The organism is Marinomonas atlantica, assembly GCF_001639725.1.
Taxonomy (GTDB): domain Bacteria; phylum Pseudomonadota; class Gammaproteobacteria; order Pseudomonadales; family Marinomonadaceae; genus Marinomonas; species Marinomonas atlantica.
In genome coordinates this window covers 42742-66239 of the sequence record NZ_LTAW01000005.1, presented here as the reverse complement: position 1 = coordinate 66239, position 23498 = coordinate 42742, and the positions used below count along the sequence as shown (strand labels likewise).

Genomic DNA, 23498 nt, shown 5'->3' with positions numbered 1-23498 from the left:
AAATTATTTTAATTGTAAGTGGTTGAAGTCAGGCTTCAGAGATAAAGCTAATCCACAAAAACACACGAGTCAATTATTTTTTTACTTGAGTAAAAAATGTTGGATAAATTATGCTAGGTAGTACATTGGTCCTTATCAAAAAACGACAACAAATATAAAAAGGATAGTGATTATGAAGGCCATCGTTTTCGAAGCTAAAAATTCAAGCCATCTCGTAAATATCAATCAATCTTCCACCTTAAAGGAAGGTGAAGCACTGGTTAAAACCTCTGCATGCGGCCTGTGCCATACAGATATTGAAATCCTGAAAGGAAACTATGGAGAAGACGCATACCCAGTCGTACCAGGGCATGAATACTCTGGCGTTGTCGTGGAAGTAAACGCTAAAAGCGATCGAGTAAAAGTAGGGAACCAAGTCATTGTTGATCCAAACATAGCCTGCGGTGCGTGTCGATCATGCGAACAAGGATTGACCAATCTTTGTGAAAATTTAGAGGCTTATGGGGTGACTCAAAATGGTGGTTTTGGTGAATACAGCATCGTTAAAGTAGAAAATCTTCATCCCATTGAAAACCTAGATATGAAAGTCGCTGCTCTTGCAGAACCGATGGCCTGCGTATTAAACGCTTTAGGCGTTGCAAACCTTTCTAAGACACAGAACGCCTTGATATACGGCGCGGGTCCAATGGGGTTAATGCTTGGCATTGCTCTATTCGCGAGGGGGATTACAGATGTGACGGTTGTCGACATCAATCAGGAAAGAGCATCATTCGCATCAAAGCTTGGGTTTACAGCAGTTTGTGAAAGTAATGAATTACAGACCTATGACTTAACCGTTGATGCTACAGGCATATCTGCGGTTGCAGAGTCATTGATTTCATTTACAAACAGTGGCGGGAACATCATTTTCTATGGTGTATGCCCAAAAGATGCCAAAATTAACCTCTCACCTTTTGAAATTTTCCGTCGCCAGATAACGATCCTTGGCTCTCACTCACTCAATAAAAACATTCCTGAGGCCATTGATGTTCTCAAACATCAAGAGACCAAACTGAAACAACTCATCACTGAAGTGAATTCATTGAATGAAGTAAATGACACTATAACTGGCACCAGTAAAACCGGAATGAAACTACAAATGGTCTACCTCTAAGCAACCAGCCTGATTCCAGGCTTTCTTTAAATAAAATGCCGATCAATCAACTGACCCCCAGTAATTGGAATGTCCAACTATTGGGGGTCATTCCAAGTAACACAGGCTTCAGCAAGCTTATTATCAAGCCAACTTAAGAGCTATTTCTTCGCAAATCTCTCATTTCATCAACGGATTTCTAAAGCTTTCGATTGCTTTTTCAATGATTTCTTCTGCTTGCGAAGTGACGTCGCGATCGGTCGGTGCAACCAATACTTGAGATAACCAAGTAGTGATTATTTCCTTCCTCTCTTGAAACACCTCTGAGCTTCCTGCTTTTTGCTTTTTGCTTTTTGCTTAAGAAATGATTGCCAAGATTTCTTAAGCTTCTCATCTCCATTACATCGGTAATTCTCCCTTTTTTAACTCAGTTCAAAAGTAGAGGTTAAGCAGCCATTAGAGGTGGCTTACCTCCGTTGGCAGTATGCGGCCTTTCATAATTGTAAAACCACAGCCATTCTGTTGCATAGTCTTGGACTTCTTCAAGCGTATCAAATAGATGTTTGCTGACCCATCCATATCTCGCCGTTCGATTGTAACGCTCCATATACGCATTTTGTTGAGGGTTACCTGGCTGAATATAGTCTATTCTGATGCCTTTCTTTTTTGCCCATTTAACGAACTCATGGCTAATGAACTCCGGACCGTTATCACAGCGAAGTGCTATAGGCTTCTTTCGCCACTCCAGTAGTTGATCCAGAACCCGAATCACTCTTTGTGACGGCAAGGAGAAGCCTGCTTCCATGGTCAATCCCTCACGTTTATAGTCGTCGATCACATTAAACAGACGGTACTTTCGTCCATCTGCCAGTTGGTCATGCATAAAGTCCATCGACCAGACTTGGTTCGTCTTTGTCGGTTCTTTTAGTGGTTCCGGTGCATTTCGCTTAAGCCGTCGTCTTGGGCGAATGCGTAGGTTCAGAGCCGACTCACAGTAGATGCGATAAATGCGCTTATGATTCCAAGAGTGGCCCTTTGTATTGCGTAAGTAGTTGAAACACTGCCCAAAGCCCCAATCCGATTGCTCTACGGTCAGATTGACCAGTAGCTTTGCAATCTGTGTGTTTTCATCGCTGTTTTGGCTCTGATAACGATAGCAGGTTTCACTAATCGAAAAAGCCGAGCACGCCAAACGAATGCTCACCACCCTAGTTGCTACAGCATCCAAAGCCATCATTCTTCGCTCAGATGGCTTTACCACTTCTTTGCCATGGCTTACTGAATGATCTCAGCTTTTAAGCGTTCCTCAGCATACATCTTTTTAAGACGACGGTTTTCTTCTTCAAGCTCTTTCATTCGAGCCATTAGTGATGCATCCATACCACCGTATTTTGCTCGCCATTTGTAGAATGAAGCCGCACTCATTCCGTGCTCCCGACATAGTTCAGGAATCGGTGTGCCAGCTTCCGCTTGCTTCAAAATCGCCATGATCTGGCTATCGGTATAACGTGACTTTTTCATGCAGAACCTCCTGCGTTTAGATTACGAGAAAATTCTACTTTTGACTGCTGTTAATTTTCGGGGGATTACCCATCTAGCACATGAAAGAGCATGATTGTAAATGCTGTTACTGCCGCCTTCTGATGATGGAATCAAATGATCTAGGTGGCCAGTGCGTGAACCACGGTTAATTGATATTCCACAGTAAGCACAACGTGACTCAAAATATTCCCAAAGCTGATCGACTTCACTTTTCGAAGGGTACGGATCAATGATTGAGACAAGACTTCTGCGAATCTTGTTCTTTGCCATCGACGGTGTGTGTTTAGGCATAGCTCCTCACATAGTGCGATTTATGATTTCGGAATCATCATTAGCGCTTCTATTCGTTCATCATCTTCGACCTCTGCGCCAATGTATGTTTTAGCAATAAAGGCTGATACTGCTGGTCCAGAGTGAATTCTCTTTATTCTTTCTTTGGCTGCGTACACAGGCTTGAGACGAGAGTAAACATCTTCCCACCAATCCTTACCATACTTCCTGATAAGGCTATCTTTTATCCTGTACATTCTCTTCTTACTATTCTGACTTTCATCAGAAGCAATCAGGCTAGCCCATATCATCCTCTTATGAAGATAATTTGGTATCCAACTTGTCTGTTCTAGTTCTTTAACAATATCTGGGTGTAAATAGAGCTTGCTCTGGCAAATCATCCTATGCACCCATAGAGGTTGCGCTCTTTCATAGGCTTCCGCTGCTTCAGATCTAGAAAGGCCTTTACATGGTCTTTCCATGTTTCTAGCGTATCAATTTCACTTAACCTGATAGATAGTTGTTCCATAGTCTGCTCGCAGTGTATGCCCTACTCAACAATCAGCTCTGTTTCAAATGCTCTATAAATACTTCCAATTAGTTTTGCTAACGATGATATATCATTTTTATTCACATCAATTTTCGCCAAATCAATGAACGGAATAGTTATTGAAACGTTGTAACCAAAAGAAATATTAAACAATGATCTATTTGATTTGATTATTTTTTCCGACCAATTGCACTCAGATTTCCAATCAGAATTAATATACTCATCTAGCAGTTTCTCTGTGAGGGGCCAATCTTCTCTATATACTCGGCCAGTTTGATTATAAAAATTATCTCTAGTAAATAGATTTTTATTGAAATCTTCATCTCTAAGCCAGAGCCCTGTTATATATTGCTGCCCCATAAACTTTATATGATACCCAATAGTCACGGGATAATTTTTATTTCCAATAGTTAGTTCTTTATTAAATTTAGGTTCTTTATGGAAAATATAATACCCCTGACTTTTAGTATTGCCTGGGTATATTTCAACACATAAATCTCCTTTATTTTCATCTATGTAAAATAGGAGTTCATTAGCCCACCCTTTTGTGAAGTCAGTACCTGATCTATCGTTATAAGTTAACTTACTTACAACCGGATCATTATTACAAAACTCACTTAACGCAGACTCAATTCTTGAATAAATCGATTTTGAATTGACATTCCTCAATGAACCAATAGGGGTCTCTGGTAACCAATTATAATTATGATCTCTGACTAAACCTATAAAATCATTAAGAAAACGATTGTTATTGCCAACCGTTTTTTCAAAACTAGCTACTTTTACTGCAATCGCCATTAACTTCTTCCAGTTCAAATCAAACGATTCAATTTCATTTCGGCAATCGCTAATGTCTCTATTTTGATTTTTGAATATATTAAAAATTTGGTTGTATAGCTGTTGTGTACAATCAATATTGTCCCGCTTAGTCTCAAAAACAATCAATATATTATTTACAGTCACCACTAGATCACAAATAGGATCATAGTCAGTATTATCCGTTTGTGACCAGAAATCAGACATCTCATATTCACTTATAGAAACAGCATAAGCCTTATCGAATTCCGATATTTGGCTTGACTTTTTCTGTATCTCTATTTGAACATTTGATTCACCTTCAAAATCTTCAAATATCTGATCAAAAATTACTGGTGTTAAAATAGTCTTTAGAATTTCGTGGCAAAACAAGGCGTCTTCTTGTAAGCATATTGCAAGCGACCTGGTTAGATCATTTTCTAATTGATAGGTTCTATTCTCTTTTGCATAAGTAGTAAAAATATTTAGATGCTTATTCATTTTTATATTCCTTTAACTCTTACTTTATATTTAAGCTTTCTAGCAAGCACCTTTAAGAACGCCTCTTCCTATTTTTATGTAGTATATTCTCTTAAATGCGTTTTCATAATCAACTCTGGTTATCGCAGATATAAAAGGAAGCTTTCCCATGAAACTCAATAAACGATCTCCCTTTCCATATCTTTCATGGCACGAACCACATCGTGCAGCTGCTCTATTCGCTCAGCCACGATATGTTGGTGATCGTCTGGAATATTTGAAATATCTTCGAGTGTGATGGATTCAAGAACTTGAAGTAATGAGGTAACGAGTTGCTGCTGATTCATATGTTCTTCCATGAACTTTTATTGAACTACCAATATCACGCACTACTAATTTAATGTCAAACTGAACTTATTTAGATCATGATCCTTAAGAGAAACCAATTCAATGACCCTACTTTGAATCGCCACTAGTTCAGTAGACGCCTTTAAATGACTATCTACTCTCATGACTTATGATTTTCAGAGGTTATCGATACAAACCTCGACCTCTTCGGAGTGTTTGCGAAACTTAACGATCTCCTCGAGCACTAAGTCATCAAGTTGATCCATTCGTAAATCGTAATGAGTTGATGGCACTTTGAATGTACTAGAAAACTTCCCCGCTTCGTCTCTCACAAGCACCCCACCGGCTTCTTTAATCAAATCTCTAGCCTTATTCATTAGCTCTGCGCGACGCTTTAAACCTTCAGTTGTTTCTGAATCTAAGCCAAGCACATCGAAGCTACTTTTAAAACTAATCGAGTTCATTGCCCGTACCCTCTAAAGATCAATATAAGTTAATCCATTTTAGAATAGTAAGCTCTATTGCGCACCTTTGCAGAGTGGTAATACCAAGATCTGACGGTAACATGTACAAGCTGTCATTATTGGTCTTTAATGACATGACACAAACGTACTTGGGTAGCGACATGACGACATACTGTGAACTGGCTTTGAAAATAGAACCGGGATTGGATGTGGAACAAACTCTCTCACTGTTTGCTGTTGAGCAAGATAACGGTCGTGAAGCGGTTGATCAACTCATCCAGAGGTCTACGCTGAGGACAGATGCTAAGGCTTCATAGACCATTGAGGCCTGATGCCCTGTGAGGCTGAGAATACGGTGCCCTTTCCGCTATAACCTGTCATCCACCAAACAGGAGTAACGCATTCAGGCAGTATTCATCAGCCACGCTCAAGCTTACGGACAACCCCAGTCACCACACCGAAAATCTCCAACTGGGATTCTTCTGTGATCTCAATCGGACGATAGGCTTTGTTTTTCGGACGGAGTAAGACATGAGGTTTTAATTCAAGGGTTTTGACCGTCATCTCACCATGCAGACACGCAATCACAATGTCACCATGGCGAGCCGTTAATGAGCGATCCACCACCAAGATATATCCTGAATGAATCCCCGCTTCCACCATAGAATCCCCTTGAGCGCGAACAAAAAAGGTCGCACTCGGGTGCTGAATGCACAGCTCGTTCAAGTCTAACGTACGCTCCACAAAGTCCTGAGCTGGAGACGGAAACCCAGCCGACACAGACTCAACATAGAGTGGGATATTTAACTTATTAGCTGAAAGAAAAGCGGCCGATTCAGCAGAGCCAAGATAAGTGACCTTCATAATGCGCAAAACCCATATACTGTATATTTATACAGTATAGTTTTGACAAGGGATTGTGACAACAGGTTTTGGGGGCTGTAGGCTCGGCACACAAGCCTGCCGACTCGATAGGTCAAGCTGGATTGAGGATTGAATGAAGCATGGATTACATTAGGATAAGAAATTTAAAAAATAGCATAATATGTGTCTGGGGAATACGTATGGAGTCAGTGCTCTATTTGAGCTCTATTTGAGCTCTATTTTCATCTGACCCCAATTGTTTTGGCTCAGCCGCTAAGTCCTCTGCCTGCTCTTTCTCTCCACCCTCGTGATCAAACCGCGCTTTGGCGTCACTTTCAGGGGTACGACCTTTTGCCATCTGCGCGAGGGTTTCCCCAAATTTCTTATGCATATCCGATAGATTGATGCGCTGCTGCGGTAAATTTGGCCCTGCCATGGCAGGTTGTACAGACGATAAATCAAGCTCTAACTTGCTTGAGTAAGTTGCGGCTGGCGTGTCGGCATCATGCCAAAGCCCTTGCTTCTTGGCATATTGTTCAACCAGCTTGATTTGAGATTCATCGCGACCGGACAGTCGCAAGTAATCAATCGCCATTTGGTCTATTGGAAAGATGCCACACGTCGCCCCATATTCCGGCGCCATATTGGCAATGGTGGCACGATCGGCAAGCGGCATGTTGTGTAAGCCTTCACCGAAGAACTCAACGAACTTACCCACCACTCCGTGGGAACGCAGCATTTCAACCACACGCAGTACCAGATCGGTGGCGGTCACGCCTTCCGTTAATTTCCCGGTCAGCTCGAACCCAACCACTTGGGGAATCAGCATTGAGGAAGGTTGACCCAGCATGGCCGCTTCCGCTTCGATGCCGCCCCCCCCCCAACCAAGCACACCAATACCATTAATCATGGTCGTATGACTGTCGGTACCAAACACGGTATCAGGGTAAGCCGTTAGCTCGCCGTCGACCTCAGAGGCCATCACCACGCGAGCGAGGTACTCTAGGTTGACCTGATGCACAATACCCGTTGCAGGCGGCACCACAACGAAGTTTTTAAAGGCATTACTACCCCAATTCAAAAACTCATAACGCTCTTGGTTACGTTTAAATTCGATTTTTTCGTTTAAATCCAGCGAGTCTTCACGGCCATAAGCATCGACCTGTACAGAGTGATCAACCACCAGCTCACTTGGGATAAAGGGATTGATTTGCTCCGCTTTACCGCCAAGCTTCACCACCGCATCCCGCATCGCAGCCAGATCCACCACCGATGGCACACCAGTAAAATCTTGTAATACCACACGCGCTGGCATAAACGCAATCTCTTTTGAGGCTTCAGCCCCCGCATCCCAATTGGCCACCGCCTCGATATGGTTTTTACCTACCGACTGACCACCGTCTTCATTACGCAATAGGTTTTCTAAGACGATTTTCATGCTGTATGGCAATCGACTGATGTTCTCATAGGTGTCGGTCAATTTTGGCAAACTGTAGTAGGCATGCGCTTTACCATCAACCGAGATCGTATCTTTTACATTAAACGTATCACTCATGGTAGCTTCCTTATCTTGGTTACTGGACCTAAACATAGACAATACAGCGCCTATGCAGAGGACGGGTGCTAAAAAGATAATGATTGCATAAGGTATCAAAACCGTTTTGCTCTGATACCTTAAGGTAAATCGTGTAAGAGACAGGATATCAACCCTTATAGAAAAGTAGACAGGTAGATCATCGCTTACTCATTCTTTCCTTCACCATAACAAACCTATGATTTTTTGTTAAAGCCTCTAGTAAAGAGCAGGAATCAAAAAGAAGCCTCTATTGGAGTCAGATGAAATTGAAATACCGAGCAATCTAAATTGTGTTTTAAAGCGTACCTGTATGGGGTGTAACTTCTTTTGCTGTCTTCTTTAACAATAAATGGCTTCAAAAAATCACGTAAAAGAAGAGCTCTAAAAAATGAGGTGTCAATTAGCCTTCACTTAAAAGCCATTCAAAAAAACACAAGGATCAACTATGGACGTTACACAGATTATTTTAGACGATCATGCCGAACAGCGCCGACTGTTTGCCGCGATTAGCGAAATTGACCCAAGCGAAACCGACGCACTGGCCGCAGTGTGGGGGCGCTTAAAAGATTTGCTAGATACTCATGCCGAAGCCGAAGAACGTTTTTTCTACCCTGACTTATTGAAAACTGGGACTGGCGCAGCCGATGCCGATGATGCAGAAGACGAAACGCGCGACGCCATTGGCGATCACAATGACATTCGGGATACAGGTGAAAAGGTACAGAACTATGAAGTAGGGTCACCAGATTGGTTTTCAGCCGTCGCAGACTGCGAAGTAGCCAATAGCGATCACATGGGCGAAGAAGAGCGCCAATGCCTCGTGGATTTCCGTCAGCGCAACTCTCTTGAAGTACGCCATAAACTGGGTGTCCAATTCCTTGAGTTTCAAAGTAATCATCTAACCGGCGTGGCTGTCAAAAACAAAGATGTTGACGACTACGTCGAGGAACCTGTGCAAACAGTGAAACAGTCATAACACCGATCAACCATCTAACGACTAGTTCGATGGTAGGCCACCCCAGCACTCAAGCATGATGGGGTACAGCAGCAAAGATCACTTGCTAATCTTTAGTAATCTTTAGAGTCAAATGAACACAGTGTTTAATGCTCATCTGACCCTAATGGTTCCTATGATTTTTTGTTAAAGCCTCTAGTAAAGAGCAGGAATCAAAAAGATGGGAAGTGTGTAAGCCGAACTGGGGCAAGTACTCTTGAGTGAAAAAAGAGTCGTAAAGATTCAGCTCGGGAAACAGTCAGGTGAGGATTTGAAAGCAGTCTATTGTAACCCAGAGTGGTTACCTAAATGGCTCAAACACAGATCGCGCCAGAGCAAGTTAATAATTAGGTTCAGAACTAAAAATATCTAGAATAGATTTTTTGGTCGACTCATAATTTTAACAATCTGAAATCACGTACGGTACGGTACATCCTAATGATTACGTTTAACACCGCATTAAGTAGTGAGCAACATACTAAGTAACCTAACCATTGTGAAGTACACACTAAATGCAGAGCAAACTGAGAATGCAGAGCGTTGCTAATCTGCCTTAAACGCTTTTTTATGCGTATTTTTCCGCGAACATCTGTTTATAGGATTTAGTCTGCAATGCTGATTCTGTTAACCCAAACTTACTAGCTAGGGTTTCAAGTTCTGATTTATAAGCACTTAACATCGATTCATCATCTGTCATGATGGCGAACTCAGCAAAGTCGCCAATGTCATCCAAAGTATCAACCGTGATATGAAACTTACCGATAAAATAGATACTTCGAGTTTTGGTCGCTTTCAATGTAATTTCATACCCCATCGTTTCAAGCATACTTTTAGCACTTTCCGCATCAGTAATATTAGTCGCTTCACACCGGTCACCTTCTGGGCCTTTAACAATCCAAAGCTTTATACCTGATGGATTCATAGTACGAATACAGACGCTCTTATTCTGACTGTACAATGATTTATTAGGTGTATCAAAATAACAGTCGGATTCTAAATTATCCTCAAGCATGATTTCATGGGGTATATGTTTCAAAACATTCAAAAAATTAGTCTTCGACTCAATGCGGTACTTAAGCTCTACCTCATATTTGCCTTGAAAATGCTCATCGCTCATTTTGTAATCCAATTTTAAAATGAGAACTTTAACATAAGCATGATTAGCTAAACATGGCCGTACGCATAGCGCCTCAATAACCGGCGCAGCTTTGCTGCGTCCGGCGCCAAAGGCGCGTAGTTAATTGATTTGTTATGCCGTGACCAACTCACCAGCAGTCAATGATGCTCGCAAGTCAATGACGGACTCCATGGAACCGACCTTGTATTTATAGGAAAGAGGCTGCCCTCTAGCAATATCTATTAGATTTACAAGGGATTCTGCCGCTCTTAGAGCTTCAACAGGAAGGTCTTGAGGATCATAGCTGCTTAGTACTCCTGGTTTCATATGCGCAACTCGCTCATGTCGCATCTTGACTACGGGCTCAGCGAGTAAAAGAAATTTATCTGCTGCGTCTTTCACTGCCTGAGCAGGGGCTGGAAAAGAACCTCGTTTTATGAGCATTGATACAGACCTTGCATCTTTCCGTTTATCTGCAAGGCGAGCTATGCGTATCACCAGCATTTCTAGCAATGCATTGAGGGCTACAAGTTGGTTTGCCAAATCATATCTTGTTCCGGCTTTTGTGAGCCCTTCCATCAACCGCTGATGCGTGTAGATTGATGTCAAGATGTGCCAAGTCTCCGTTTCAATTTCATCGAGAATCGTCACAATTTCTCCTTAAGGCATAACGCTCCCATAAGCCGCAGAAAATCAGAGCCATTTTTGGGGCTGGCGCTCGCGCCAATCCCAAAAATGGTAACGAAAGGAGGTCGGCTTGATGGGTTTGTTAGGCTTTTATTGTGCAGACTCTAGCTTCAAGTTCCTAAACGTAACTGAACGATCTGCCCCAAAATAGTGAAAGTTAATCTGAAGTTTTTTAACCAGATTGGAATTTGATTTGGCAGACATTTTAAAATATAGAACTAAGTTGGCAGAAGACTTTTTAGTCAAGTGAATTTTTTCCCAACGTCCAACTCCTTTATTATCAAAGATCACTTTTTCGCGAGCCCCTTGATTATTTCTCTGGTCATACAAGAAAACACGATCAAACCTAGAAACATTATAATCCTCGTCCGTTTTATTGGAAACTTTCAGGTCACATTGGATTAGCGTACCAGATCTGGAGCAACTCTGAACCTCATACTCCAGCCCTGATTCAACTTGAACCAAACCATAATTGACCTTCATTTCTTTACCAACTATATAAGATGTTAATGAAGAAGTTGGGGCATAAAATTCTCTAAGACTCAGTGAAAAGATAAAAATAAGCGAAAAGGTTAATACGTAGTAGAAATATTTCTTAAATGTAGTACAAGCGGTAGAAGATGCTGCAAGCTTACTAACTATGTATAAAATAAGAAATGCCGACACAACAGCTATGGATGCAAACAAGCCCTGATAGAGCATCAACCCATCAAAATCTAAGGATTTCAGCCTACCAAAAAAGTCGACATTCTTAAATGTCGGAAACAAAACTGCAATTGCAGTTAACACTAAGGTTTGGATTACGCTCAACTCTGTAACAAAATGAAAAAATCCATTTGATTCTTTTTTCTTATTCATACTCTCCTCCAAAACACACCTCCTAATTTGAATATTTTTGAAGCCTAACGCCGCGCTCTGCGGCAAATTTGGAGCGCAGCGGAAAATCTGTCCGACAGCAGCGCCTTGTTAACCCTAGACAACCTTTGACGCTGACACTTTTGGTGATGCATCAATTATCACTATATTTTCAGCTCCTTGTTGTTCCATAGCCTTTAGAATTCTATCTACTTTTGCTACCTCTGACTTCGTGTAGCAGAGGATTACTTTGATATCGGAGATAGATTTAGATGCCTTTTTGTATATCTCTGTTTGATTTTTAAGATTATTTTTCAGCGATGAAGATCGGGCTAACTTAAACTCAATAATTGTCGAGTCGCCACTACCAAAAGAAACCTTATAGTCCGCAGGACCTCGACCGTTGTTGACTTCAGAGTTTACGTCATACGGAGAGGCGTACCAAGTCAATCTAAACACACGCTGAATAGTATCTTCGGAAGCAATAGGCTTTCCTTTTTGATAGAAAATTCTGTACCCGTCATTATTTTCTATATTGTCTTTAAGGAAATTGGCTCTTTGTAGAGCTTCGTCGTAGCTATTAGGTTTAACTTCGAAGAAATCACTAGATTCGAGTAGATTTTCACAGAAAAGTGAAAGGGTATTGATAAGCTCGCCGCGTATTTTTTCAATTTTCTCTTTTGATATTTTCGTGGATTGGTCTTTTTTGTCTTCTTTTTGCTTTATGTAATAGTCCAGAATCTCTGGAAATTCATTTATTGTTTTTGATACGGCGTACTCAATATCTTTTTTCTTAGGTGAAATTGGCAAAGCTTTAAGGAAGTATGAGTTTACAGATTCGCGCAATGCAGCATTACCGATTGAGCTAGCTATTCTTCTGAAATCACCCGAAAGTTCACTATGACATATAAATGCTTCATCTTTTGTAAGTATGTCTAGAGGGGTAAGCAGTATAAAATCCCCACCTTTCTCAAGGTGGAAATATGGTAACTCATATTCTTTTGGCTTCCATATCATCAGGTTTTCATCATAAGAACATCTAACGCTGAAAACTTTTCTTTGATGGGGTTGCAATGATTTTCTGGCAAAACTTTGCGTGTATTCTAATAGGTATTCGAGCATTAAATTAGTGGCGAAGTCACTAATAAAGTCTTTTCCAATTCCCGCACCTACAAGAGTCAGCTTCTCAATGTGAGTAGCAGATGAAATCGTCTCTTCGCCGAAATTTGAATAGAATCCGTTGAACGCTGCAATTATATCTTTAGCAAATTTTTCGCCTAGACCCTTGCCATTATTCCCATACTTACAGAGGCCAAGCCAGTTTTGCTTTATCTCTGGAAATTTGAAGAGGTTTGCATTTGCACCGTCTCCCTCATTTACTGCAATCTCTTTTAGTAAAATCAGATGGGAAACGATTTTGTCATGTTGCTCTTTATACTCTGGCTTATCTGATGCAAACAGTAGGAATGGATCGATAAACAGCGGCAAATCTGAAGTTAAACATATATTCAGAGCGCCATGATCATCCAACTCTTTTTCTTCTATTTCAAAGTATTCTGAGAATATTAATTTGACGCTCATAATCTTCCTTGGGGGTTAACATTTTAATAGTGCGCATGCGTGTTTACGCAGTGCTGGAAAGCTCAGGAAAAACACTCTAATGCTCTGTTTTAAAAACATTTTCCTAGCTTACCCCATAGCAATTCAAAACATGAAATCGAGAATGCGCGTTATATCAGTTGTCCATAGCACGTTATTCTGGCTGCGATATTGGTTAGTTATTGATCTTAATACTTTTTCGTTGACGCTTCTATGACAAATCGAGAAACTGAACCACACTCAGATTATGAAAACAGGCAAACAACTTGCGAAGGCAAAAATAAACTGTATATATACAGTTTTGTAAAAATATCCACAAGGAGTGTGTGATGTCTTCCAGCCCTTTTATGAATTACCTTCGAAGCAAGTTGCTTATACGTAGCTACAGCATGAAAACGGATAAATCCTACTTATACTGGATTCGTTATTTCATTCGTTTTCATAATTCGAAAGGCGCACCGTATTAGTGTGAATCTCAAAAGTTAACACTCTAATTCCATTTTTGGCGGGATTTTGATAAGAAAACACTGAAAGCCCCAGTGCATCAAGCACTGAGGCGATTTGAAGAGAATTGGAGCTGAAAAGTTAACGGTCTAATTTAATGGAAACCGGAGAAAGTTAACGGTGCAATTAAATAGTTAACGGTTTAATTTATTAAACCCACCATCAAACAAACTGTCCTGCGGCAAAGCCCGATGACCATGCAAACTGGAAGTTGTAGCCCCCTAGCCAGCCGGTGACGTCTAGCACCTCCCCTATTAGGTATAACCCTTTTACATTGTTGCATTCAAAGGTTTTGGAGCTGACTTCGTTGGTGTCGACACCACCCAGCGTCACTTCGGCGGTACGGTAGCCTTCCGTGCCGTTGGGTTGCACATCAAAGTGCGTTAAGTATTGGATCACTTGCGCCAATTGCTCATTGGATAATTCAGCCATAGGTTTGGTCATCCAAGGGACGTCTTGTTTCATCACTTCAACAAATCGTTTTGGTAATAAGCTGTTAAGTTCAGTTTCTAGCGCACGCTTCGGTTTGTCTTGGCGCAGTGTTTTAAAGTGGGCATCGGGATCCATGTCTGGCAAGAGGTTTAATTGCAGTTCATCACCCGGCTGCCAGAAATTACTGATCTGCAAGATGGCGGGACCGCTAATACCACGATGGGTAAATAACATCGGCTCTTTGAAGGTCACGCCATTCGCTGTGGCTTCGATGTCAAGACTTATACCAGAGAGTGTGGATAACTTTTCTTTCATGATCGGCTGGATTGTGATCGGCACGAGACTGGCACGGCGCGGTAAAAGCTTTAGGTCAAATTGCTCTGCGATTTGATAACCGAAACCACTTGCACCGAGTGTCGGAATGGATAAACCGCCGGTAGCCACAACCAGTGATTCACACTGAATTTGTCCCCCACTTGTGGCCAATTTAAAGCCATTTTCTAGCTTATTAATTGTGTTGATTTTGGTGTCTAGGCGAATTTCTGAGCCAGACCATTCGCACTCGGTTAGCAAGATGGTGAGCAAATCTTTCGCAGAATGCTCACAAAAGTATTGTCCGGGTGCTTTTTCGACGTATTCAAGCCCATGTCTGTCTACTAATTCAACAAAGTCATAGGAGGTGTATCGCTTTAATGCAGAGATACAAAAGTGTGGATTTTCAGACAAAAAGTGTTTTGGGGCAGCGTCTAAATTGGTGAAATTACAACGCCCTCCCCCAGACATGAGGATTTTTTTACCGGCTTTATTGGCATGATCTAACACCAATACTTTACGGCCACGGTAGCCTGCTTGCGCTGCGCAGAATAAGCCTGATGCTCCAGCTCCAATGATGACGACGTCGAAATGTTCCATTATTACCCCTATTTTTGTGGATGGGCATTATACATAAGCGACAGAAATTATGCCTGCATTGTGCAACTGGGCATAGCAAAAGGCGTTCCAGTTTATTTCCACAGAAACCGTGAAAAACACTGTGGGAATTCCATTTTTTCCTTTAAAAATCAATGATATTTTTTAAATCAAGCGTTTTTTAGCATTTTCTTTGGATGCTTCGCTCTGCATCAACAACCACGCAGCTTCAAGAATTCGTCAAGAAAAACCTTGCACACTTTAGCTGATTTTATATACAGTACTGTATATCGATACAGTATAGGTGAATCTATGAACGCTTTAGTCCACTATTTACGCGGTAAAACCTTCTATTTTGCAATCGCAGCCATCATTGTCGGGCTTTATGCACCAACCAAAGATCTGCTGGCGTTTGCAAGCAACTCTGTTGCCAAAGCTAACATTGAACTTACGACCATCTCTTTTGGTGCTGGTAGCCCTTGGAAAAACCAAGATGCAAGCACGGGCTTTATGAAAGCCAGTCAATCTTTGACCATGCCTCAGCAAATTTTCACGAAATTCACGTTGAAAAACCCCAGCAGAGAATCGGTAACCTACCGAAAAATTTGGCTGTATTTTGAACATGAAAGCGGCAACCGAGAGTACACTACTGATTACACTTTATATGACCCTGCAACGCGTCAGCGTTTAATAGGCCATTCTGTTGAATTAGGGCCAAATAGTGAGATTGAAGTATTGGCTTCATATCGCTTCATTCCAAGTTATCAACAAAGCTCACCGGAAAGTGTCTCGATCTCTTGGGAAACAGGTAATCACTTTCGTGATGCCAGTTGTCAATATCCGTTATCCACAGAATCACTGAGTCAATTCGGTGTAACCTGTGAGTAACACGCTGTAACGCTTAATGCGTATAGCACTGCTGAAATTTAGATCTTTTTTGCATTTATTGCGTTATATCAACATTATTTCCAGAAAGAGACGAAAGCACCATTGATAATCATTTTCATTTCTAATAAGCTGTTGCAACATTATTTTGCATATGGAGCAGTAATTAATGAAAAAAGTATTGACCCCGATTGCCGCACTTGTTGCTGCAGGTCTGCTAACTGCATGCGGTACTCAGTCTGTTAAATCTGATGATGTTGCGCTTTCAGCTAGTTCCGTTGTCGATCAATATGCCGACATCGCAGTAGCCGCATACGGCGACTCTTTGACGACAGCACAAGCACTACAGTCCTCTATTGATGTTTTTTTAGATGAGCCAACGGAAGCAAACTTGCAAATTGCGAAAGATGCATGGATTGCTGCACGCGTTCCATATCAGCAAACCGAAGTGTATCGTTTTGGCAATGCCGTCGTTGATGACTGGGAAGGCAAAGTAAATGCTTGGCCACTGGACGAGGGGTTAATTGACTACGTCTCTGCGTCGTCTTATGGATCAGAGTCAGATCTTAACCCGCTTTATACTGCCAACGTCGTCGCTAATTCTTCATTAGTCATCGGCGGTAAAACGGTCGATGCGACAACCATCACACCTGAATTAATTGCTGATTCACTACAAGAAGCAGATGGCATTGAAGCAAACGTCGCAAGTGGATACCACGCGATTGAGTTTTTGCTATGGGGCCAAGATCTCTATGGCACAAAACCAGGTGCGGGTGAACGCCCTGCTTCAGATTACGACCTAGACAACTGCAGTAACGGTAACTGTGATCGTCGTCGTCAATACTTAGCTGCTGTAACAGCGCTTTTGGTTTCCGACCTAGAATACATGGCTGATGCTTGGAAAGACGGTGGCGAAGCACGTACTGCGCTACAAGAGCAATCTCCTGAAGAAGGTCTAAGCACCATTTTAACCGGAATGGGCAGTTTGGCGTATGGTGAACTCGGTGGAGAGCGTACTAAGCTTGGCTTGATGTTGCATGACCCTGAAGAAGAGCACGATTGTTTTTCTGATAATACCCATTGGTCACACTACTACGATGCCAAAGGCATTAAAAACGTTTACCTTGGTGAATATCAACGTGTCGATGGTAGCTGGGTTAAAGGCCCGTCACTGTCTGCTCTAGTTGCTGAAAAAAATCCTGCTTTGGATGTTGAAATGAAAGCAGACCTTGATGTTACAGAAGCCGCAGGCCAAGCTATGGTGGACGCAGCTAAGCAAGGTCAGACGTTTGATGTATTGATTGCAATGAACAACGCTGGCGGTAATGCGCTTGTTCAGAACTTTGTTGACTCACTTGTGGATCAAACACGCACCACTGAAGAAGTGATTCGCGCGTTGAACCTTGAAGGCATCGCACTTGAAGGTTCTGACAGCTTAGATAACCCAAGCTCTGTATTCTAAAGAATACTTGTTGAGGTTTTTATAGGGGTGACTCAGTCACCCCTTTTGCCGTTTGAGCGTTACGATTATGACTCGATGCTATAGTTTCTTAATTCCATTGTTCGCATGCTTATACAGTGTTTTCGCTCTTGCTGATAGTAAAGCGTATCAACAGCCATTTCCCAATATTAGTGCTACGGAGAAGCAAGCTTTTTATCTAGGGCAAAGCATGTTTGAGCGTCTTTGGGTACCGGCGCCCTCTTCTACTACCGCCAGCGATGGCTTAGGGCCACACTTTAACGCTCGCTCATGTCACAGTTGTCACGTAAACAGTGGCCGCGGTCATGCTCCGACAACAGACCAGTTGGGCAGTGACGTTCCTTCTTTCTTTATTCGCTTAGGAAACTCTGATAAAGCTGCGCCTGATCGCGTGATTGGCGATTATATGTATGGCCGCCAGTTTCACCCTCTCAGTGCGACGAATGTTAAAACCGAAGGCGATTATCGTATCCATTGGCAAGAATCCATTGAGACATTTGACGACGGCTCTCAAGTGACATTGCGCAATCCCTCGCTTGAATGGCTATCGTTGAACCACGGTGATTTTCAAGAAACAACCGGTTTCTCTATGCGTGTTTCGCCGCCTCTGGTTGGCATGGGGCTACTGGACTTAGTACCCGACTCGCTCATTCTTGAGAATGCTGACCCAGATGATCTTGATCAGAATGGCATCAGCGGTAAAGCTAATTGGATCGAACGCGATGACGATAGGCTACTCGGACGTTTTGGCCACAAAGCAAGCGTTTCCTCACTGAATGAACAAAACCAGTCTGCTTTTAATGGGGATCTTGGCTTATCGACAGAACTATTTCCCTTTCCCAGTGGTGACTGCACGGTTGCACAAACTGACTGTATGCAAGCACCTAACGGAAACAGTCAACATCTTGATGGCTTAGAAGTCAGTAAAGAACAAATGGCGGTGCTGGATACCTATGTGGCACTCAGCATGCCACCAGCTATGCGTAATTTAGATCAAGCGTGGTTTAAAGATGCCAAGCAGATATTTGATCAATTGGAATGTGGTAGCTGCCATATTCCTAAACTTACAACAGGCTTATCAAAGTTTACTACCTTAAGTCATAGAGACTTTTATCCGTTTACTGATATGCTTTTGCACGATTTGGGGTCTGAGCTCGCCAATGGTTTTCCCGTATTTAACGCTTCACCGCAGGAGTGGCGAACTGCTCCGCTATGGGGGATAGGCTTATCTGAGTCTGTTTCTGGTCGTAACGGCTTTCTTCACGATGGTCGTGCGCGCACTATTGAAGAAGCTATTCTTTGGCACGGTGGCGAAGCCCAGGCTAGTAAAAAAGCTTACAAGTCCCTTAACGCTAAACAACGCGCTTTATTTGTTAGATTTTTGGAGTCACTCTGATGCTATGTCTTAAAAAAGTTATTGCCGCTTCCCTTACCATGCTGGCAGGCACCTCAGTATTTGCTGATCAATGGGATACTACACTTGAGCAAATTCAATCTCAGTACATTGTGCCGAAGTACCAACAATTCAGCTCTAGCGCCAATCAATTAGCCGATGCAACTGATGCGCTGTGTGCCGCTCCGTCTAACGCAACATTATCAGCGGCTCAAATGGCTTTTAGGCAAAACATTAGTGATTGGCAACAAGTTCAGTGGCTAAACTTTGGCCCTGTCACATATTTCATGCGTTATTACGCGTATGAATACTGGCCCGACAAGAAAGGCGTTACCCAGCGCCAATTGCGCAATCTAAGCTCTGATCCGAGTATGATGGCGGCACCCAAATTTTGGACATCAGCCAGCATTGCTGTGCGCGGCATGACGGCGATTGAGTCACTACTTTTTCATGGGGACTTCAATGTTATTCAGCGCAAAAGTGATTGTGAAGTATTAGAAGCGATTAGCCGCCATCATGCTAAAACAACGGAGGATGTTCTAAGCCAATGGCAGCAAAGTAAAGCAACAGACTGGATCTACCCGGAAGAAGGCGCCAGCGTAACACCTGAGCATTTAGTACTAGAACAGTTAGTTCAACAATGGCTTGAACACATGTCTGTGGTAAAAGACGCGAAGCTTGAAACCCCGATTGGCTACAAAGATCGCCCCAACCTAAAGCTCGCTGAGTTTTATCGCAGTGAAGCGTCGTTAGCTGTAATCATCACCAATTTAAAAGCCTATCGTGCGCTGTACCATGTTGGTCAACCTTCTCTTTACGATGCTGCCAGTGCGGAACAACCTGAGCTTGCCAAAGCACTAGAAGCAGCCTTATCAGACAGTTTGAAATTGGCGCTGCAACTTCCACAAGATTACTTCACGGGTGAGTATTCGCAAGATAAGCGTGTCGCGTTGGCGAAACCTTTGGTTCGTGCTATCTCAAACAGCCAAACCCAGCTGACCAATTTAGTGACCGCATTAGGATTCCAGATTGGCTTCAATAGCCGAGATGGAGATTAACCAATCATGCTCTCTCGTCGTGCGTTTTTAACATCATCATTAGCGGCATTGTCGATCCCAACATGGGCATCGGCTTTGCCTATTGAAACGAATGGAGAGCTGTTCATTTCAGCTTTCTCAAAAAGCAAAACTGCTCATTTTATTGGTGCATTTGGTAGCAACGGAAAATTGCGTTGGTCTATGCCTTTACCAGAGCGTGCCCATGCACCAGTCGTTCATCCAACTTACTCGGTAATCGGGGCTGTTGCGCGACGCCCTGGCTTTTATATCGATTTCTTTAACCCTTTATCGGGCAAAGCAATCAAACGTATTACGCCTCTCACTGATCATCACTTTTATGGTCATGCAGTCTTTAGCAAAGATGGTTTGCAATTAATCACCCAAGAAAATCATTATCCAACGGGACAGGGGAAAATTGTCACTCGTCGTTGGCCCGATGGTGAGGTTCTTAATGAATACAGCAGTGGTGGAATTGGCCCTCATGAGTCCGTTTTGATGTCTGACGACACACTGGTTATTGCCAATGGTGGCTTGCAAACTCATCCTGATAATGACCGTGAAATCATAAACTTAGAGACAATGAAGCCAAATGTAACATATTTGTCATTATCAGACGGTAGGTTAATCAATCAGGCTCAACATGAAGATGCTTTACACCAGTTAAGTATTCGCCATCTAGATGTGACAGCACAAGGTACGGTGGCTTTAGGATTTCAATACCACGGTGAGCCGTGGGAAAAAGTTCCCTTAGTAGCACTTTCAGATGTAAAATCTGACCATTTAGATTATATTGGCATGCCGGACCACGTCAGAACCCGTTTTAAACAATATTGTGGTAGTGTTTGTTTTGATCAAAGTGGTGAAACATTAGCCATCAGTACCCCTCGTGGCGGCCTTGTTGCCTATTGGGATGTTCCTAGCAAGACATTCTTAGGTGTTGATAATTGCCGCGATGTCTGCGGATTGGTTGCGACAAAACATAAACATGAGTTTATTTTGACCAGTGGCACAGGTAAACAGCTGATTTCACAACCACGCCAGCGTAAAATCAGCCAAATAAATCAACTCGCAGAAGTGCATTGGGATAATCACTTAAAACGTCTTGATCTGAAAATATAATTTTAGTGAATTGCATCATACTCAGGATGGTCAGAAGCAGTTTTTTTCTGTAATGTTAGTTGGTTGGCTCGCACATTATATGCATAGAAGTAGCCCTAACCTGATTGTAGTGACTTGATGTTTTTAGACGTTTTAAAACAATTTTTTGTCATTGGTGATACAGAGTGCGAATCAGGAAACTCCGAGAGTTTTCGCATCAGTACTTTACGTATATTACTCGTAGCCTGCCTACTTGTTGTATCATCTTATACTATTCATACTGTGATACGCCTTGATGGCTCAGATGAAGGCTTTACATTTGCTTCATTAGGAGTGATCTATATTGCATTGATCACCTTTTTACTTTCCTGTTCTCGTCGTTACCATCATTTTTCAGCGATGGCTTTAATTGGGTTGTTAGGCGTCACTGGCATCAGCTTTATTGCTCTATCAGCTTCCCCAATTGGTATCGAATTTGGTGTCATTACGCTGTATTTCGTCCCCCTTATTGTTCGCCTTTTCTACAGTTTTAAAGCATCTTTACTAATCAGCTTTGCGAACTGCCTTACCTTTGCCATAGATATGTATATAAACCTTGGCCATGCTCGCACCCTTGCTGGAAGCGAGGGTGTCAGCATGCTGTATTTGCAGATGATGATTTTCATCCTACTTAATTTCGCGTTACCTCTTGCTGTTTCTCGCGTCATTTTGACTTTAAAAAATACAATTTCCCGACTAAAAGATTTGGCTAGCAGCCTCAATCATCATTCAGACTTATATGAAGAAATCTTTGAACATACAGGTACACCGACCCTACTGTGCGACAAAAAAGGGGTCGTTTTAAAACTCAACCAAAAAGCGTTAGATCTTTTTCCAAGTGTGTTGGCTGCATCCATCGAAGGCACTAAAATTAACGACTGGATCGCATCAACGTCGGATACTTCAAACCGCTTTTTTTGGCAAAAAAATGTGTCCGAATGTGTCCTTAAATCTAATACTAAAAGCTTTCTAGAAGTACACCGTTCGAGTTTAACAACTCATGGACATTATGTATTACATCTTCAGGATGTCACTCATTTACGTGCCCTAACAGAAGAGCTTGAAACCACTCAACAGACCAACTCTCGATTAGCTCACTTTGACTCTTTAACACGTTTACCCAATCACCAGAATTTCTGTAATCAAGTTAACCACCGCATTCGTAATGTGTCTGACTATTACACTGGGGCGATGTTTATTATTCGTATCAGCCAGTTTAAATTACTAAATAAACAATACGGCCGCGAACAAGCCAATAGAGTGATTTTGAACTTTTCACGTACTTTGCAAGCTAGGCTATCAGACAAAACCATCTCCGGGCGCTTGCGTGGAGTTAAGTTCGCCTGCTTCATGCCAATCGGTCAGACGTATTTAATTCAGCGTAATTTACGTACCTTAATCAAATCGGTTCTGCCAGATCAGATTCGAATTGGCGATGATATTCTCAATATCGATTATCAGATTGGCGTGTCTTACTATCAAAATGAAGGCGAAACTTCAGAAGAATTACTAGAACGCTGCGAAATGGCTTTAGAGTACTCAACTTCTGCAGAACGTATTGCTTTCTTTGATCAGCAACTCGAAGCAAAGCTCATTCAAGAGCACAAGTTGGGGCTGGCTTTGGCTGAAGCTGTCAAAAACAATAAAATTGAAATGTGGCTACAACCTCAAGTGGTCTCTTCAAGTGAAATTCGTTCTTTTGAAGCATTAGCCCGTTGGCGTTTAGATGACGGCTCGTTCATATCACCTATTATATTTATTAAACTGGCCGAAGAGTTGGGCCTATTACCGAAATTAGCAGAGAACTTGCTACGTCAGTTAATTTTGGTGCTTGAAGCATGGCACGAAGAAAGTATCAAGACTCCCATTGCGTTTAACCTTGCTGGTCAAGAGTTGATGAATGACGTGTTCTTTGCGCTGTTAATGTCCCTGACGTCTGAACGCCCTTGGTTAAGCGATATGCTTGAGTTGGAAATCACTGAGACCAGTCCTGTCATGACTCACCCTTTGATCCACAAACGTTTGCGCGCTTTATCTCAATATGGTTTTTCAATTGCAATTGATGACTTCGGTACAGGCCAAGCCTCATTAGGTCAACTAATAGATATTCCTGCCAATATCTTAAAAATTGATCGCCGTTTTGTGTCACCACTGCCCGACGATAAACGTCATTTAGATATTGTGAAATCCACCATTCAATTGGCTAAATCGTTGAATATGAGTGTGATTGCGGAAGGTATTGAGACGCGAGAACAAGCGAACCTTTTGATTGGGCTTGGTTGTGATACGTTGCAGGGATACTACTTTGGAAAACCTTTACCTATCTCTGAGTGGACTAATAACAACCATGAAAAAGCCAAACAACTGCGTATGGTGTATTAGCCTAGGATAGGGTCAGCCCTATGTTCAGATATAAAAAAGCTGGCC

At 42.2% G+C, this 23498-nt stretch carries 24 protein-coding genes; 10 read left to right on the top strand and 14 right to left on the bottom strand.

All coding sequences use genetic code 11. The features are described from left to right. Positions 1-172: 172 nt before the first annotated feature. Positions 173-1153, top strand: coding sequence for an alcohol dehydrogenase catalytic domain-containing protein (locus AYW75_RS10085; protein ID WP_067099049.1), 981 nt, complete (start codon positions 173-175; stop codon positions 1151-1153). Positions 1154-1312: 159 nt separating this feature from the next. Here the strand turns inward: AYW75_RS10085 and AYW75_RS18805 are convergent, their stop codons facing one another. From AYW75_RS18805 to AYW75_RS10060, 7 genes are all read right to left on the bottom strand, one after another. Next, a complete protein-coding gene (locus AYW75_RS18805; RefSeq protein WP_156490843.1) occupies positions 1313-1453 on the bottom strand; it encodes a hypothetical protein in 141 nt (46 codons plus the stop codon). Between the two features lie 124 nt (positions 1454-1577). Further along, positions 1578-2653, bottom strand: a protein-coding gene (locus tag AYW75_RS10080; protein WP_407943037.1) for an IS3 family transposase whose coding sequence is annotated in 2 segments (ribosomal slippage) — positions 1578-2410 and positions 2410-2653 — 1077 coding nt in all. Because the reading frame shifts where the segments join, the coding sequence is not laid out codon by codon here. A gap of 21 nt (positions 2654-2674) precedes the next feature. Beyond that, positions 2675-2944 (bottom strand): HNH endonuclease, encoded by a 270-nt coding sequence (locus AYW75_RS19230; RefSeq protein ID WP_407943038.1) that lies wholly within the window; start codon positions 2942-2944, stop codon positions 2675-2677. A gap of 41 nt (positions 2945-2985) precedes the next feature. Continuing rightward, positions 2986-3345: a hypothetical protein gene (locus AYW75_RS10070; protein ID WP_067099043.1), complete on the bottom strand. Its 360-nt coding sequence runs from the start codon at positions 3343-3345 to the stop codon at positions 2986-2988. A 149-nt stretch (positions 3346-3494) separates the two neighbouring features. After that, complete coding sequence (locus AYW75_RS10065) at positions 3495-4790, bottom strand: hypothetical protein (RefSeq protein WP_067099040.1); 1296 nt, start codon at positions 4788-4790, stop codon at positions 3495-3497. 155 nt (positions 4791-4945) lie between these two features. Further along, on the bottom strand, positions 4946-5116 hold the full coding sequence (locus tag AYW75_RS18800; protein ID WP_156490842.1) for a hypothetical protein: 171 nt from the start codon (positions 5114-5116) through the stop codon (positions 4946-4948). 177 nt (positions 5117-5293) lie between these two features. Further along, positions 5294-5581, bottom strand: coding sequence for a hypothetical protein (locus tag AYW75_RS10060; protein ID WP_067099037.1), 288 nt, complete (start codon positions 5579-5581; stop codon positions 5294-5296). A 101-nt stretch (positions 5582-5682) separates the two neighbouring features. Between AYW75_RS10060 and AYW75_RS10055 the strand changes: the two genes are divergently transcribed. Continuing rightward, positions 5683-5898, top strand: coding sequence for a hypothetical protein (locus AYW75_RS10055; protein ID WP_067099035.1), 216 nt, complete (start codon positions 5683-5685; stop codon positions 5896-5898). Positions 5899-5998: 100 nt separating this feature from the next. On the opposite strand, the gene umuD is transcribed toward AYW75_RS10055, so the two are convergent. Beyond that, entirely contained in the window at positions 5999-6445 is a 447-nt protein-coding gene (gene umuD / locus AYW75_RS10050; RefSeq protein WP_067099032.1) for a translesion error-prone DNA polymerase V autoproteolytic subunit, read from the bottom strand. A gap of 214 nt (positions 6446-6659) precedes the next feature. Then, positions 6660-8000, bottom strand: a complete 1341-nt coding sequence (locus AYW75_RS10045) for an aconitase family protein (protein ID WP_197478940.1) — start codon at positions 7998-8000, stop codon at positions 6660-6662. Positions 8001-8466: 466 nt separating this feature from the next. On the opposite strand from AYW75_RS10045, the gene AYW75_RS10040 reads away from it, so the two are divergent. Then, entirely contained in the window at positions 8467-8997 is a 531-nt protein-coding gene (locus AYW75_RS10040; protein WP_067099029.1) for a hemerythrin domain-containing protein, read from the top strand. A 583-nt stretch (positions 8998-9580) separates the two neighbouring features. Here the strand turns inward: AYW75_RS10040 and cyaB are convergent. From cyaB to AYW75_RS10020, 4 genes are all read right to left on the bottom strand, one after another. Next, positions 9581-10132, bottom strand: a complete 552-nt coding sequence (gene cyaB / locus AYW75_RS10035; protein WP_067099026.1) for a class IV adenylate cyclase — start codon at positions 10130-10132, stop codon at positions 9581-9583. Between the two features lie 132 nt (positions 10133-10264). Then, positions 10265-10783: a hypothetical protein gene (locus AYW75_RS10030; protein WP_067099023.1), complete on the bottom strand. Its 519-nt coding sequence runs from the start codon at positions 10781-10783 to the stop codon at positions 10265-10267. A gap of 126 nt (positions 10784-10909) precedes the next feature. Then, entirely contained in the window at positions 10910-11677 is a 768-nt protein-coding gene (locus tag AYW75_RS10025; RefSeq protein WP_067099019.1) for a hypothetical protein, read from the bottom strand. Positions 11678-11791: 114 nt separating this feature from the next. Further along, the gene (locus AYW75_RS10020) at positions 11792-13255 is read right to left on the bottom strand and encodes a hypothetical protein (RefSeq protein WP_067099017.1); all 1464 of its coding nucleotides are present in this window, start codon (positions 13253-13255) and stop codon (positions 11792-11794) included. Positions 13256-13602: 347 nt separating this feature from the next. Here AYW75_RS10020 and AYW75_RS19175 point away from each other — a divergent pair, with 347 nt between their 5' ends. Then, entirely contained in the window at positions 13603-13740 is a 138-nt protein-coding gene (locus AYW75_RS19175) for a phage integrase N-terminal SAM-like domain-containing protein (RefSeq protein WP_331709523.1), read from the top strand. Positions 13741-13939: 199 nt separating this feature from the next. Here AYW75_RS19175 and AYW75_RS10015 read toward each other — a convergent pair whose 3' ends face one another. After that, entirely contained in the window at positions 13940-15121 is a 1182-nt protein-coding gene (locus tag AYW75_RS10015; RefSeq protein ID WP_067099014.1) for a BaiN/RdsA family NAD(P)/FAD-dependent oxidoreductase, read from the bottom strand. A 309-nt stretch (positions 15122-15430) separates the two neighbouring features. Between AYW75_RS10015 and AYW75_RS10010 the strand changes: the two genes are divergently transcribed. The 6 genes from AYW75_RS10010 to AYW75_RS09985 all read left to right on the top strand — a co-directional run bounded on the left by AYW75_RS10010 (position 15431) and on the right by AYW75_RS09985 (position 23453). Further along, positions 15431-16006, top strand: coding sequence for a hypothetical protein (locus AYW75_RS10010; protein WP_067099011.1), 576 nt, complete (start codon positions 15431-15433; stop codon positions 16004-16006). A gap of 166 nt (positions 16007-16172) precedes the next feature. Next, positions 16173-17465 carry an imelysin family protein gene (locus AYW75_RS10005; RefSeq protein WP_067099008.1) on the top strand — a complete coding sequence of 431 codons (1293 nt, stop codon included), beginning with the start codon at positions 16173-16175 and terminating at the stop codon, positions 17463-17465. A gap of 67 nt (positions 17466-17532) precedes the next feature. Next, positions 17533-18879, top strand: a complete 1347-nt coding sequence (locus tag AYW75_RS10000) for a di-heme oxidoreductase family protein (RefSeq protein ID WP_067099005.1) — start codon at positions 17533-17535, stop codon at positions 18877-18879. Beyond that, on the top strand, positions 18879-19934 hold the full coding sequence (locus AYW75_RS09995) for an imelysin family protein (RefSeq protein ID WP_067099002.1): 1056 nt from the start codon (positions 18879-18881) through the stop codon (positions 19932-19934). The genes AYW75_RS10000 and AYW75_RS09995 overlap by 1 nt, the downstream gene beginning before the upstream one ends. 6 nt (positions 19935-19940) lie before the next feature. Beyond that, positions 19941-21053 carry a DUF1513 domain-containing protein gene (locus AYW75_RS09990; protein WP_067099000.1) on the top strand — a complete coding sequence of 371 codons (1113 nt, stop codon included), beginning with the start codon at positions 19941-19943 and terminating at the stop codon, positions 21051-21053. A 117-nt stretch (positions 21054-21170) separates the two neighbouring features. Continuing rightward, on the top strand, positions 21171-23453 hold the full coding sequence (locus AYW75_RS09985; protein ID WP_067098997.1) for a bifunctional diguanylate cyclase/phosphodiesterase: 2283 nt from the start codon (positions 21171-21173) through the stop codon (positions 23451-23453). Positions 23454-23498: the final 45 nt, after the last annotated feature.